General features: G+C 64.1%; 10 protein-coding genes. 6 read left to right on the forward strand and 4 right to left on the reverse strand.

The annotated features are described in order from the left end of the window. The first annotated feature begins 173 nt into the window (after positions 1-173). Both ACP7D4_RS07085 and ACP7D4_RS07090 read left to right on the forward strand, forming a co-directional pair. Entirely contained in the window at positions 174-692 is a 519-nt protein-coding gene (locus ACP7D4_RS07085; protein WP_426100394.1) for a hypothetical protein, read from the forward strand. An 80-nt stretch (positions 693-772) separates the two neighbouring features. Next, entirely contained in the window at positions 773-1,162 is a 390-nt protein-coding gene (locus ACP7D4_RS07090) for a DUF3597 domain-containing protein (protein WP_426100392.1), read from the forward strand. Positions 1,163-1,165: 3 nt separating this feature from the next. On the opposite strand, the gene ACP7D4_RS07095 is transcribed toward ACP7D4_RS07090, so the two are convergent. Both ACP7D4_RS07095 and ycaO read right to left on the reverse strand, forming a co-directional pair. Beyond that, positions 1,166-2,215: a serine endopeptidase gene (locus tag ACP7D4_RS07095; RefSeq protein WP_426208361.1), complete on the reverse strand. Its 1,050-nt coding sequence runs from the start codon at positions 2,213-2,215 to the stop codon at positions 1,166-1,168. A gap of 265 nt (positions 2,216-2,480) precedes the next feature. Beyond that, the gene (ycaO, locus tag ACP7D4_RS07100) at positions 2,481-4,187 is read right to left on the reverse strand and encodes a 30S ribosomal protein S12 methylthiotransferase accessory factor YcaO (protein ID WP_426208363.1); all 1,707 of its coding nucleotides are present in this window, start codon (positions 4,185-4,187) and stop codon (positions 2,481-2,483) included. 208 nt (positions 4,188-4,395) lie between these two features. Between ycaO and ACP7D4_RS07105 the strand changes: the two genes are divergently transcribed. The 4 genes from ACP7D4_RS07105 (at position 4,396) to ACP7D4_RS07120 (ending at position 10,524) form a co-directional block, all read left to right on the forward strand. Then, positions 4,396-6,678, forward strand: coding sequence for a family 1 glycosylhydrolase (locus tag ACP7D4_RS07105; RefSeq protein ID WP_426208365.1), 2,283 nt, complete (start codon positions 4,396-4,398; stop codon positions 6,676-6,678). A 264-nt stretch (positions 6,679-6,942) separates the two neighbouring features. Continuing rightward, positions 6,943-7,908 (forward strand): hypothetical protein, encoded by a 966-nt coding sequence (locus tag ACP7D4_RS07110; protein ID WP_426208366.1) that lies wholly within the window; start codon positions 6,943-6,945, stop codon positions 7,906-7,908. 63 nt (positions 7,909-7,971) lie between these two features. Next, on the forward strand, positions 7,972-9,729 hold the full coding sequence (locus ACP7D4_RS07115) for a cation:proton antiporter (RefSeq protein ID WP_426100382.1): 1,758 nt from the start codon (positions 7,972-7,974) through the stop codon (positions 9,727-9,729). Between the two features lie 12 nt (positions 9,730-9,741). Then, on the forward strand, positions 9,742-10,524 hold the full coding sequence (locus ACP7D4_RS07120) for a substrate-binding periplasmic protein (protein ID WP_426208368.1): 783 nt from the start codon (positions 9,742-9,744) through the stop codon (positions 10,522-10,524). A 66-nt stretch (positions 10,525-10,590) separates the two neighbouring features. On the opposite strand, the gene ACP7D4_RS07125 is transcribed toward ACP7D4_RS07120, so the two are convergent. Further along, positions 10,591-12,198 (reverse strand): NAD(P)-binding protein, encoded by a 1,608-nt coding sequence (locus ACP7D4_RS07125; protein ID WP_426208370.1) that lies wholly within the window; start codon positions 12,196-12,198, stop codon positions 10,591-10,593. Continuing rightward, complete coding sequence (locus ACP7D4_RS07130; RefSeq protein WP_426208372.1) at positions 12,198-13,709, reverse strand: polyamine aminopropyltransferase; 1,512 nt, start codon at positions 13,707-13,709, stop codon at positions 12,198-12,200. The genes ACP7D4_RS07125 and ACP7D4_RS07130 overlap by 1 nt, the downstream gene beginning before the upstream one ends. Between the last annotated feature and the right edge of the window lie 16 nt (positions 13,710-13,725).

Here is a 13,725-nt window from a genome sequence, read left to right on the forward strand (position 1 = left end):
ATGGAAAAATCCGAACAGCTTCCCCGGCGCAACGGTTTGAACCCGGGCGGCGAATATCCCGGGTATGTGCGTTTGCGAACGGATAACGTTGTCTTTCCAGCCTACTCTGCTGCATCGACGACGCGCTCATCACAGCAAGGCGCGGATTTTTATTGCACACGGGGGAGCTCCACATGGCATTCGATTTAGGTAATTTACTGCAACAATATCTGGGCGGCGCTCACACCACCAACGCTGGCCGCGCATACGACGATTTCGACCAAGTCGCACAAAATGCACCGCGCGAGGCGATGGCCCAAGGCGTGACCGAGGCACTGCGATCGGACCAGACGCCGCCGTTCCCGCAAATGGTCAGCCAGCTGTTCGACAAGAGCGACTCCACGCAGCGCGCGGGCATGCTCAATCAACTGCTGCGCGGCATGGGTCCCGGCATCCTCAGTTCCATCGCCGGTGGTGCGCTGGGCAACCTGTTCCACGGTAACGAGGCGCCAGCGGCAATTACGCCGGCCCAGGCTGATGCAATGACGCCCGAGCAAGTCAAGGAATTGGCGGAACACGCCGAAAAAGCCAACCCCAGCATTGTTGACCGCATGGGCGCTTTTTACGCAGAAAATCCGACGCTGGTGAAAACCATCGGCGGCGCGGCACTTGCCATCGTTCTCGGCCGTATCGCCGAAGGCATGAAGAACTAAACTGCTTTTTCATCAAGCCAGTTTTACATCAAATCAGTTTTACACCAAGCCACTCTTACAACAACACACAAAGGCATATCATGGGCATCCTCAGCAATATCTTCCACAAAATCTTCCCTTCGTCGCATCCTGCCGTGCAGGCGCCAGCGCCAACGGCCACAGTCGGTCAGGCAGCACCGTCAGCCCCGTCGGCACCGCCGCCGGTAGCGGCAATTGACCAGGTAGATGTCGAGCAGATTCTGAACGGCATGCCGCAAGCATCGTCGCTGAACTGGAAGTCGTCAATCGTCGACCTGCTCAAGCTGCTCGACCTCGACAGCAGCCTGCAGTCGCGCAAGGAATTGGCCGCCGAACTGCACTACACCGGCGACACCAGTGACTCGGCTTCGATGAATATCTGGCTGCACCGCCAGGTCATGAACAAGCTGGCGGCCAACGGCGGCAAAGTGCCGGCCGACCTGAAGGACTAATTTTTAGTCAGGCATCCCGGCTTTGCCGGGCGTGCCGCATGAGAAACAGAAACGCGCAAAGGCTCCTTTGCGCGTTTTGCATTGGGGGCAGCGCTCGAACAGGCCAATGCCGCAATGGGGACAAAAGTCGAGCGCAGGGTCCTTCAGGTCAACCGGGCGTTCACACCCAGGGCACACCGACTTGGCCAGGCGGGTGTAGACCATGTCGTAATTGAGCGTTTCGCGGCGCTGCACTTCCGGCATCGCTTCGGCCGCCTTTTGGCGCGCCAGGTAGCGCTGCAGCGACAAGATGGCATAGCGCCCCGCCACCACCGTGAGCACGATGCCGGCAATATAGCGCACATAGCCGCCGTAGCTTGGCAGGTAGGGCACCAGCTCAACAAAAAACGCAAACAGCGCAAAGAAAATGAAACCCCAGACGAAAGGCCAGTAGGTGCTGCCGCGCTTTTTGGCGAACAGCCAGCCGGCACCCAACAGCAGGGGCAGCGTGAGCACCAGGCGATACAGGAAAACGCGCAGTTCCTTGAGCTGGTAGGCGCGCGCCAGCGCTTGCTGCGCGGGTTTGAGCGCTTCATCCATTTGAGCACTGGCGCGCTCGCTTGCCTGACGCGTGTCAAGCAATGCCTGGTCTTGCGTTTCGACCTCGGCCAGCGCGCTGCGTTCCACTGTCTTGACGGCCTCCAGGCCGCGCGTGCGGGCAATCAGGTCAGGATCTTGATCGGGGCGCATCGTGGCCTGGCGCGTGGCAATCCAGTTGCTGAAAGTTTCCTGTGCCAGGCGCGAGTTGGACTTGGCAACTTCCAGTTTCTGGGCAGCCTGTTCGCGCCGGGCGGTGACGGTTTCAGTACGTTTTTGTGCCAGCTCCATCGCTGCCGTGAGTTGCCGGTGCGTGGCCGGATCGAGAAATTGCTCAACTGTCAGCGGCTGTTCCACGTCCCACAGGTTTTCGACTACCTTGCCGCCCAGGCCGATGAGGAAGGCGGCGAAAGCGAATGCAACCAGCCACAGGCCGCGCTGCATCCATTTTTGGGTCAGTCGTAATCCTTTGCTCATGATGAACTCCTTGTAGTGAAGGCTGCATCATGGGCTTGCGCACGCGGGAACGCCAGTGGCGCGGCAAAAGCAGCACGGCGGTGTACAAGGAGGGGAGGATGGTGATACTGCGCCCCCGGTTGCGAGGGTGTTGCAGAAGGGGCGACAGTGCGGCGCAGCCACATCGTCTTCGCGCAGGCGGCGCAGCGACGTAACTCTGCTGCGCTTTCGCCCTTGTTTGCGACGGCCTCATGCCAGAGGCCGCGCAATGCATTGCAAGATCAGATTACACGAACAGCTTGTCGTAAGCCGCCAACAAGGTCTGGTGCATGGCGCTGCCCTGCATGTCGGGTCCCAGCGTCTCGAGCCCGAAGAAGCGCTCGCTGCGGTCGAGCAGCGCCTCGGCCTGGCGTACCGTGTCGGCGCCGTACAGCATGACCATCGAGCGGCGGTAGTTATCCACATCGTCCACGTTCAGGATGCTCTCGATGCAGCGGTACACCAGGCGCCGCGCCGGGGCCAGGTCCTTGAAGTGGTGAATCCAGTCGCACCCTTCCAGGATCCCGTCCTGGTCGCCCACCGCCAGCGACAGCAAAGTCTTCAGTTCGCCAACGCGCAACTGCTTCCACGGGGTGCCGAGGGGAATGGCCAGGCCCAGGATTTCCCACAGCGGCCGCTCATCGTTGACATTCATCGTCTGCAGCAATTCCAGCAGCTCGGCGCAGTCGTCTTCGGTGAGTTCGTTCAGGCGCACCAGCTTGGGACGGATGGCATTGCCGATGCTATTGTTTTCCCACTCCAGGTCTTCCACTGGATAAATTTCCGAAAACCCTGGCACCAGGATGCGGCAGCTGTAGGCGCCCTGCTCGCTGAAGTCGGCCACATAAATATCCTTGTCTTCGCCGTGCAGGCAATCGACCAGCCAGTGGTAGTCTTCTTCCGTCGTATTGCTAAAATTCCAGTCCACGAAGGGGAAATCAGGCTTGTCGCCCATGAAATTCCAGCTGATCACGCCGCTTGAATCGACGAAGTGAATTTCGAGGTTGGCGACGGCGTTGATTTCATTCATGTCGAAGCCAGGCTCGGGGAAGCCTTCCAGCGAGTCGAGGGCGCGGCCCTGCAACAGTTCGGTCATGGCGCGTTCCAGCGCGATCTCAAAACGGGGATGCGCGCCGTAGCTCGAAAATACGCCCTGGTCTTTGGGGTGCACCAGCGTCACGTTCATCACCGGATACTTGCCGCCCAGCGAGGCATCCTTGACCAGGATGCCGAAACCGGCCTTGCGCAAGCCGGCGATACCGGCTTGGATATTCGGAAAGCGCGCAATCACGTCGTCCGGCACTTCGGGCAGGCACAAGCCTTCGCTGATGATGCGGTATTTGATCTGGCGCTCGAAAATTTCGGAAATCGCCTGGCTGCGCGCTTCCATCATCGTATTGCCCGCCGCCATGCCGTTGCTGACATACAGGTTGCCGATGATATTTACGGGGAACAAGGTTTCGGCGCCATCTCGCAAGCGTATGTACGGCAAGGCGCAAATACCCCGCTCGACGTTGCCGGAATTTAAGTCAACCAGCACTTCGGCATCGATCTCGCCGTCGGGATTGTAAAAAGCGTGCAATTCGGGATTGAGGATTTCCGCCGGCCACGCGCCGTCTTCGGCGCGCGGAAACCAGCGCTCTTGCGGATAGTGCACGAACGGACGGTTGGCGCGCGTTTCGCCCAGGTTGAAATGGGTCCAGAAATAATGCGTGCCCAGGCGCTCGAAAAATTCGCCGTAGGCGCTGGCGCGCGCCGCCAGTTCGGTTGCGCCCTTGCCGTTTGAAAACAACATCGGACAATCGTTGTCCTTCATGTGGGTTGACCAGATGGCGTCCACTTCATGCAGCAGCGACGACTCGTTAAGCTTGAAACCGCGCGCGGCCAGCTTGGCCTGCATGGTCTCGATGGTGGATTCAAGGGCGGCGTCTTTGCCTGGAATGAAGGTTTGCATGCGAATTTCTCGGTGAGATAGGACAGAGGGAAAGCGGACAAAAGGCGTACCGCATCATACAGCAAGGCCAAGGGCTGCTTGCGCTTTCGCTGCGCTGCGTCAGCAAAACGGCCATCCGGACGCGATCTCTCGACAGTGAGCCGAACTTTCCCGTTTTAATGCATCTCTAATTTTTAAGGTTTCCATTCAATTACTGTGGGTGAGTTCCATGCATGAAAGACCATCCCTTCTGCATACTGCGCCGCTGCAACTTTGGGGCGGTCTCGAGTGCACTGTCAACCGCGTGCAAGACGAGTACTTCAGCCAGATCGACCGCAACGGCCATGCGCAGCGCAGCTGCGACATCGAGCGTTTCGCCTCGCTCGGCATCCAGGCCATTCGTTATCCCGTGCTGTGGGAACGCACGGCGCCCAATGGCCTTGCCGCGGCCGACTGGAGCTGGCCGGACCAGCGCCTGCCCGCACTGCGCGCAGCCGGCATTGCCCCCATCGTCGGACTGGTGCACCACGGCAGCGGCCCGGCGCACACCAGCCTGGTGGACCCCGCATTCGCCAGCGGCCTGGCCGACTACGCCGGCGCCGTCGCGCAGCGCTATCCCTGGGTCACGCATTACACTCCCGTCAACGAACCGCTGACCACCGCCCGCTTTAGCGGCCTGTATGGGCTGTGGTATCCGCACGGGCGCAGCAACGCGCTGTTCCTGCGCGCCCTGCTGGTCCAGTGCAAGGCGATCGTGCTCTCCATGCAGGCCATCCGCAAGGTCAATCCGCACGCCATGCTGGTCCAGACCGACGACCTGGGCAAAACCTACAGCACGCACGAGCTGCGCGACGTAGCCGAGTTCTACAACGAGCGGCGCTGGCTGGCCTGGGATCTTCTATGCGGCATGGTCGGCCCCGACTATGGCCTGTGGCCGTATCTTACCGCCAGCGGCATCGCCCCGACCGAGATCCTCTGGTTCCGCGACAACCCGTGTCCGCCGGACATTATTGGCGTCAACTATTACGTGACTAGTGAGCGCTGGCTCGACCACCGCGCCGAGCGCTACCCCGAGCATTTTCGTGGCAGCGCCGACGGGCGCGCCTGCGCCGATATCGAAACCTCGCGCGCGCTGGCCACGCCGACGGCCGGCATCGGTCCCCTGCTCGACGAAATCTGGGACCGTTACCGCATCCCGCTGGCCGTCACTGAAGCGCATATCGACGCCAACCGCGAAGACCAGTTGCGCTGGCTGCTTGAAATCTGGGAAGCGGGCCAGCAGGCCAGGCGCAACGGCGTCGACGTGCTTGCCGTCACCGTATGGGCGCTGCTTGGTTCCTTCGACTGGAACAGCTTGGTGACCGCCGCCAAAGGCTATTACGAGCCGGGGCCGTTCGACGTGCGCTCCCCGCTGCCGCGCCCCACGGCACTGGCCGGGATGATGCGCGAACTGGCTTGCGGCCAGGCGCCGTCCCACCCTGTCTTGCGCGGCCAGGGCTGGTGGCGCCGCGCGGGCCGCTTCCTGTGCCCGCCGGTCGCCACCGCCGAAGCGCTGACCTCGATCTCGGCCGACGGCCACCTGACCGTCGGCACTGCCGTTGCGCCCATCCTGATCACCGGCGCCACAGGTACGCTGGGGCGCGCGTTCGCGCGTATCTGCCACAAGCGCAATCTGGCTTACCGTTTGCTCAGCCGTAAGGACATGGACATTGCCGACCAGGACTCGGTGGAGCAGGCGCTCGCCAAGTACCAGCCGTGGGCCATCATCAACGCCAGCGGCTACGTACGGGTGGACGACGCCGAACGCGACATCGAGCGCTGCTTCCGCGAAAACGTGCAGGGCCCGGCCGTGCTGGCGAGCGCCTGCGCCCGCCACGGGGTGCACCTGACCACGTTTTCCAGCGACCTGGTGTTTGACGGCCAACAACTGTCGCCCTATCACGAGGACGATACCGTCTCGCCGCTCAATATTTATGGGCACAGCAAGGCGGCGGCCGAACAGATCGTGCTGGACCAGCACGCGGGCGCGCTGGTCGTGCGCACCAGTTCCTTTTTCGGCCCCTGGGACAATTACAATTTCCTCACGCAAGTGCTCGACACCCTGGCGCGAGGCGCGCCTTACACGGCCGCGAGCGACCTGACGGTGTCGCCCACCTACGTCCCCGATCTCGTGCACGCCTGCCTCGATTTGATTATCGACCGCGAGGCTGGCGTCTGGCACCTGACCAACGGCACTGCGCTGACCTGGGTCGAGCTGGCCGGCAAGGCTGCGTTGCTGGCGGACATAGACACCAGCCGGCTTGAAGAACGGCGCGCCGCCGACTTTCACTTTCAGGCGCGGCGGCCGTACTACAGCGCGCTGGGCAGCAAACGCGGCATCCTGCTGCCCCCGCTCGACAACGCCATCGCGCGCTTCATCGACCTGCGTGCCGCACCCGAGGAAGTCGCGGAGTTGCTACATACTGCCGAGACGCGGCAGGGGGCCGGGACTGCGCAGCGGCAAGTGGGATAGCAGCGCGCCGGGCTGTCGCAAAAGGTGTAACGCTCAAGAATACGACGGCGCTGCCTGGTGTGAGCGTGCTGCAGCGAGGAACGTAGGTCGGATAAGCGTTAGGCCTGGCTGCGCCTTGCACTTCCACCCATCTCGAAGCGCATGCATTCCCTGCGGACTGCGCCTTTTCCTGCTCCACTACCGACGTGTTACAGGTGCGATCAAGATGTTATTTTATACAACATTACGGGCTATACTACGTTTTCACTACGCCCAAGGAAACCCATGCGCCGCGCTCTCGCGTTTGTCCTCGCCATCCTGTTCTGCCTTCCCGCATCGGCAACCGGGCCTGGCGAGCGCGTCCAGTTCGCCTTCCACAGCCACTTTCTGCTCAACCTGCATCACTTTTTATTCGATAACGCCACCCTCGGCAAATTTGGTCCCCGGGCCGAATGGCAAGCCGTCACCGATCCATTCGAGCGCGCCGGTCTCGAACAAGCAGCCGCCTACTACCGCAACACCTACGCGCGCAGCGATGTTTTCGATCCTGACATGGACCGGGTCAAGCTGGCCTTGAGCCGCGCTCCCGACGCGCAGCGCAGCGTGGCCGGCCTGGCCCTGCCGCCGGCCCTGGCAGGCGCCCTCGAGCGCGCCGCCCCGCTCTACGCACGCACCATCTGGCCCATCCACGACAGCGCCAACCGGCGCTGGATCCGGCAAGCACGCGCCCTCGACGCCGTTTTCGGGCAACAGTTAAAAACTGGCATCGAAGGCCACCTCCATCGCACATTTCCCGCCAGTCCCGCGCGGGTGGACGTCGTCTTCCACACGGGCGAGCGCAGCGGCGCCTACACATCCGACGACGACCCCATGCAAACTATCATGCCCAGCGCGCGCACCGACTACCAGGGCCTGGCGGCGCTCGAAATGCTGTACCACGAGGGGGCGCACATGCGCGTGAACGGGGCCGTGATCGACGCCATCAACGCCAGCCTGGCGGCGGCCGGGCGAGCGCCAAACCGAGCTCTCTGGCACGCCGTGCACTGCTACACGGTGGGCGAAACGGTCAAGTCCGTCCTCAAGGCGCGCGGGGTCGACTACACTCCTTACGCCGACCCGGCCGGCATCTACCAACGCGGCTCATTCAAGACCAGCGCGCCTTTGCTGGCCATCTGGCGACGGCACATGACGCGCGAGATCAGCTTTCAGGACGCGATCGACGGCATGACGGCCGCCCTGCCCCCGCCGTAACGGACAGTACTATAGCCCGTGCTATAAAATGCCGGCGACACCAACCGCAGACCAGGACCGTCCGTGCAAGAGCAACATGCCTTCCCCTTTTTAAGGGAAATCCTCCTGTTTCTGACGCTGGCAGGCATCCTGATTCCCACGCTGGCGCGCCTGCGCATCAACCAGGTGCTGGGATTTTTGGCGGTGGGCGCCGCGTTCGGGCCCTTTGGCCTGGGCTTGTTCGCGGCCGACATCAGCTGGCTCGGCTACCTGACGTTCCCGCGCGCCGAAGGCGTGGTCGCCCTGGCAGAACTGGGCGTCATGTTCTTGATGTTCATGATCGGCCTCGAACTGTCGGCTGCGCGCCTGTGGTCCTTGCGGCGTTGGGTGTTCGGCGCCGGCACCGCGCAGGTGCTGGTCAGCGCCCTGCTGCTGGGCGCGATCACCTGGTTCATGGTCGGGCGCGTGGACACCGCCGTCATCGTCGGCCTGGTGCTCTCGCTTTCTTCCACCGCCGTCGTCATGCAACTGATGACGGCGCAGCACAGCACCAGTACCCCACTCGGCCAGGCCAGCTTTTCCGTGCTGATGCTGCAAGACCTGGCCGTGGTCCCGCTCCTGATCCTGATCGGCGCGTTGGGCGGCGGCGGCGGCGCCAGCCTGGGCACGCTCATTGCCATCGCCATGGGCAAGGCGGCGCTGGCCATCGCCCTGATCTACCTGGTGGGCGCTCGCGTGGTCCATCCGCTGTTTCGCGCCTTTGCCCGCCACCGCCAGCCCGACGTCTTCATGGCGCTGATCCTCCTGACCACGCTGGGCATCGCGGGCCTGTCGGCCGCCGCCGGCCTGTCGATGGCGCTGGGCGCACTGATCGCCGGCGTGCTGCTGGCCGAAACGGAGTTCAAGCACGAAGTCGAGCTGATGGTCGAGCCTTTCAAGGGGCTGTTGATGGGCCTTTTCTTCATGACCGTCGGGATGGGCATGGACGTGCGCCAGATCGCCGCCGCACCGCTGTGGCTCGCCGCCACCGTGTTTGGCCTGATCGGCATCAAGGCGTGCGTGGTCGCACTGCTGTTCAAGCTGGGCGGCCTGCCCTGGGGCCGCGCGATCGAAGGCGGCCTGCTGCTTGGCCAAGGTGGCGAGTTCGCCTTTATCGTGATCGGCTACGCCACCGCCGGCAAATTGATCGACCCGGCACTGGGACAGATGATCATGCTGGCCGTGGGCCTGTCCCTGTTCGTCACGCCGCCGCTGGCGCGGCTCGGACGCGCGCTCGCCGAGCGCTGGGAGACCAGCGAACAGCACGCGGCCGCGCTGCTCGACCATGCGCAGCTCGACTCGGCCCGCGGCCACATCATCATCGCCGGTTTTGGACGGGTCGGCCGCCAGCTGGCCAAGCTGCTGACCGAACAGGGCATCGCCTTTGTCGCTTTTGAAAACGATGCGCGCCTGGTGGCCCGGCTGCGCGCCGAAGGCCTGCCCGTCTTTTTCGGCGACGCCTCGCGCGCCGAACTGCTGCGCCGGGTGGACGCCGGCAGTGCCACCGCCATCGTGCTGACGATGGATCACGCCGCGTCGGCCTTGCACGCGGTGCGCGGCATCCGGCGCGAGTTTCCCGAAGTGCGCCTGTACGCGCGCTCGCGCGACGAGAAGCACGCCTGCGCGCTCAAGCAGGCCGGCGCCACCATCGTGGTGCCCGAAACGCTGGAAGCGAGCCTGCAGCTGTCAGCCTTCGTGCTCGAGGCAACGGGTCTGAACGCGGCGCGCGTGGACGTCATCGTCGATGCCGAGCGCGACCTATTTCTGGCGCGCCTGGCGCGCGAAAGTCACCGCCCCCAGTGATATTATGAAGCCATGAGATCGATCGCGACAACCATGTTGCTGGCGTGTGGCCTGCTCTTCGGATCAGCGGCGCGCGCGGAAGTCGTCAACGTCTACACCAGCGCCAATTTTGCGCCCCTGATGCTGGGCGACGGGCGCGGCATCTATCCTGACCTGGTCAGTCACATGAACAGCCTTCACCTGGAGGGCTACACCTTCAGCTTGCGCTACCTGCCGCGTCGGCGGCTGCAGGTCAAGCTCGAGGAAGGCTCGCTCGACGGCATTGTGATTGGCATGATGCCCGAATGGCTGGCCGACCCCGCGCAGGAAAAATACCTGTGGACGGCGCCCTTTGCAACCGACCGCTTCGTCCTGGTGTCGCTTGATTCCCGGCCGCCTACTTCCCGGCCGCTGGCCCCGCTGGTGCCGCGGACGGCCCCGACGCAGTGCAAGCCGGGCGCGTTCGCCGGCGCCAGCGTGGGCGTCACCACCGGCTACGTCTACCCTGGCCTGGACGACTGGTTCGCCTCCGCGCACCTGCAGCGCAGGGACGGCGCCAGCGACGAGAAGAACATTGAAAAACTGCTGCTCGAGCGGGTCGACTGCGTCATCGTCGCCGAATCGATGGCGCGCTACTTCATGCGCACCCATAAGCTGAACGCGCGCCTGCGCATCGTCCCGATGCCCGGCCCCGGCACCGAGCGCCGCTTCCTGGTGCAGCACCGCGACGCGCGCCTGTATGAAGTGTTGGCGCCCGCCGTGCGGCGCCTCAGGGGAGACGCCGCGTGGCGCCGCGCCAGCGTGGCCTACGAATAGAACTGCGCGCAGGTGCAAGTACGGTCCCAGTACGTTGCAAGTACGCTGCAAGTAACTGCAAACAAGCTAGTCAAGCACGCGCCGAGCTGCCTCGCAGCCCCACCACGCCGCTTCCTCGAAAACAGAAAACCCGGTCAGATCGGCATGCGCGAAAACAATCGCGCCGTCCGCCTCGCGCAAAGCCTTCAGCCCCGCATTACTGCGAAAATGCGGCAACGGCGCCGCCATCGCGTGGCCGCGCAGGGTAATGTCGACCCGCTCCACGCACGGCGCGAACTTGATGCCGTACGCGGCCTTCAGGTCGGCGCTGGCCAGCGCCACCAGGTCGCGCGCGCTCGCTTCCTGCATCCACTTGCGCGCTTCCAGCGCGCTGCGGTCCGACAGCGCGACGTAGGCGCTGAACACGGTTTTTGAAGGCGGCGCGGCGCGAATGTCCTGGTGCGTCGAGACCACGTAGCCCAGCCCCGGCTCCTGGTAGACGACGTTGTCCCATGACAGCGGGGCCGCCGGCAGTTCGGCCGGAAAAGCCTTCATCAAGAAATTCGCCACCAGCCACGGCGCGTAGGTCGGCATGTGCCGCTTGGCGTCAAAGCCCAGGGCGCCGATGTTCTCGACCACGCGCGCGGCCACGTGCAGCGGCATTGCGCAAATCGCCTTGCGCGCGCGGACCAGATACGACTTCGCCACGCCGCCGTCCAGCGTAAAGCACAGCGCCTCCACGCCGCTTGCGGTGCGCTTGAGCGAAGCTGCGGTGCCGGCGCGGCGCGCAATGCTTGACGCGGCGGCCAGTTGCTCGGCCAGCGGCTGCATCCCGCCCGGCCAGGTCAGCCACGCGCCGCTGCCCGCGTTGGCGGCCTGCCCGCGCCGGCTGCAAAAATAATGCAGGCCGGCCCACGCCGAGACCTTGTCGTAGCGGGTGCCGTAGTCGTCGCGGCAGCAGTAATTGAGGTACCAGTGCAGCGTGGGCGAGCGGTAGCCATTTTGCTCCAGCCAGGCGCGCAGCGTGATCCGGTCCAGTGCATCGATCGCCGGATGGCTGGCTGAACGCACCGCAGGGAAGGCAAACACATGGCCGCCACCGGCGCCGCGCAACTGGCGCAGCCGTTCCAGTTCCGCGAAAAAACGCGCGTGCTCGGCCAGTTCGTGCGGCGCCACGCCCACGCTGGGAATGATCCCTTCCTGCCACGCGCCCTTGTACAGCAGCCGCTCCTCGGGGCCGTGCAGCAGCAGGCGTTCGTCGTAGTGGGGCTTTTCAGCCAGGGCGTCGCCGGTGATGATGCCAAGGTCGGACAGCATCTCGCGCACGTACGCCATCTCGGGCGAAGGCAGCGGCAGGTAATGCGCGCCGGTGGGGTACGCCAGGTCGCCAAAGCGGGCGCCGGCGGCGTTCCCGAACGGTTGCGGGCCGTCGATCATCAGCGCGCCTGCGTGGCCCAGTTTGTTCAGCTGCCAGGCGGCGGCCAGGCCCGCCATGCCGGAGCCAAGGATGACGACGTCAAGGTCGACCACCTCGGTTGGTGCCGGCAGCGCGCAGCGCTCGCGCAGGAAGTGGCCCTCGGCGCGGCCCGGATAGTGCAGCGTGGGCGTGATCTCCTGCCAGCGGTAAAAGCCGGCGCCGGTCACGGCAGCCGCGCCCGCGCCGCCCGCCAGCGCGATAAACGAACGCCGGTCCATCAGCGGATCACCTGGCGCCAGTCGTTCTCGAACTGGTGCACCAGGGACTGCGTGTTCAGGCGGTTCGGCTCGAGCGCGCGCGGCTGCATGTCGGGCGGGAAGGCAAACATTTCGCGGGTGGTCGCTTGGTTCAAAAAGCGCATCGGCAGCCGGTAGCTTGTAGGCGGCGCGTATTGCCGCTGGGGCGAGGCCAGGATGAAGCCCCACTCGCCAAACGACGGCACGTAGGCGTGGTAAGGCCAGGTATGCATGCCCACTTCGCGCAGCGTGGCGTCGATGGTCCAGTAAGCGTTGGGCGCGAAAAACGGCGACGTCGACTGCACCACCACCAGGCCGTTGGCGGCCACGTGCTTTTTAAGGATGCCATAGAACGGCACCGAATACAGCTTGCCGAGCGCGAAACTGGACGGGTCGGGAAAGTCGACGATGGCCGCGTCGAACATCTGGTCCGTGTTCTGCAGCCAGATCGCCGCGTCCGCATTGATCACCGTCACGCGCTTGTCGGCGAACGAACCCGCGTTCAGCTTGACCAGTTCGGCCCGCGTGGTAAAGGCGGCGGTCATGGCCGGGTCCAGGTCGACCAGGGTGACGTGCGTGATGTTCGGGTAGCGCAAAATCTCGCGCAAGGCCAGGCCGTCGCCGCCGCCCAGCACCAGCACCCGGCGCGCCCACGGCAGCGCTTCAAGCGCGGGATGCACCAGCGCCTCGTGGTAGCGGTATTCGTCGCGCGAGGAAAACTGCAGGTTGCCATTGATGAAAAGGCGCGTGTCGTCCTTCCATTTGGTGATCACCAGGCGCTGGTACGGGGTCGTGGTGGAATACACTACCTGGTCGCCGTACAGGCCATGCTCGCCCCACTGCACCATGCGATCCGAGGCCACAAAGCCGGCCACCAGCGCGGCCATCACGGCGCATGCGCGCAGCACGCGCGCGCCGGTGTCGGCCAGTTCATGGCGAAAGGCGTACAGCGTCCACATGGCCACGCCCACGTTGAGCATCCCGAACAGGAAACCGGTACGCACCAGTCCGAGCTGGGGCGCGAGCACCAGCGGGAACAGCAGCGACACCGCCAGCGCGCCCAGATAGTCGAACGTCAGCACGCGGCTGACCAGGTCATTAAAGGCAGTGTCGCGCGCGTTCAGGGCGCGCATCACGAGCGGCACTTCCATGCCCACCAAAGCGCCGATCATGAACACCAGTACGTAGAGCAGCGTGCGAAACGGCGCCGTGGCCCAGGCAAAGGTCATGAACAACAGCGCCGCCGACACGCCGCCCACCAGGCCGACCGCCAGTTCAATGTCGATGAAGCACGCCAGTACGTCTTGCTCGCGCACGTATTTGGAGAAATGCGCGCCGACGCCCATGGCGAACAGGTAGCAGCCGATGATGGTGGAAAATTGCAGGATCGAGTCGCCCAGCAGATAGCTCGACAGCGCCCCGGCGATCAGCTCGTACGCCAGCCCGCACGAGGCGACCACGAACACGGAAAGAATGAGAATTCGTTTGGTCATCGATGGTCTTTTGCTC

It is taken from the genome of Massilia sp. TWP1-3-3 (assembly GCF_049897805.1).
Lineage (GTDB): Bacteria > Pseudomonadota > Gammaproteobacteria > Burkholderiales > Burkholderiaceae_D > Telluria_A.

Coding starts and splice junctions, on each gene's coding strand:
- ACP7D4_RS07095 (WP_426208361.1), bottom strand. CDS start 2,215: ATGAGCAAAGGATTACGACTGACCCAAAAATGGATGCAGCGCGGCCTG.
- ACP7D4_RS07105 (WP_426208365.1), top strand. CDS start 4,396: ATGCATGAAAGACCATCCCTTCTGCATACTGCGCCGCTGCAACTTTGG.
- ycaO (WP_426208363.1), bottom strand. CDS start 4,187: ATGCAAACCTTCATTCCAGGCAAAGACGCCGCCCTTGAATCCACCATC.
- ACP7D4_RS07130 (WP_426208372.1), bottom strand. CDS start 13,709: ATGACCAAACGAATTCTCATTCTTTCCGTGTTCGTGGTCGCCTCGTGC.
- ACP7D4_RS07110 (WP_426208366.1), top strand. CDS start 6,943: ATGCGCCGCGCTCTCGCGTTTGTCCTCGCCATCCTGTTCTGCCTTCCC.
- ACP7D4_RS07120 (WP_426208368.1), top strand. CDS start 9,742: ATGAGATCGATCGCGACAACCATGTTGCTGGCGTGTGGCCTGCTCTTC.
- ACP7D4_RS07125 (WP_426208370.1), bottom strand. CDS start 12,198: ATGGACCGGCGTTCGTTTATCGCGCTGGCGGGCGGCGCGGGCGCGGCT.
- ACP7D4_RS07085 (WP_426100394.1), top strand. CDS start 174: ATGGCATTCGATTTAGGTAATTTACTGCAACAATATCTGGGCGGCGCT.
- ACP7D4_RS07090 (WP_426100392.1), top strand. CDS start 773: ATGGGCATCCTCAGCAATATCTTCCACAAAATCTTCCCTTCGTCGCAT.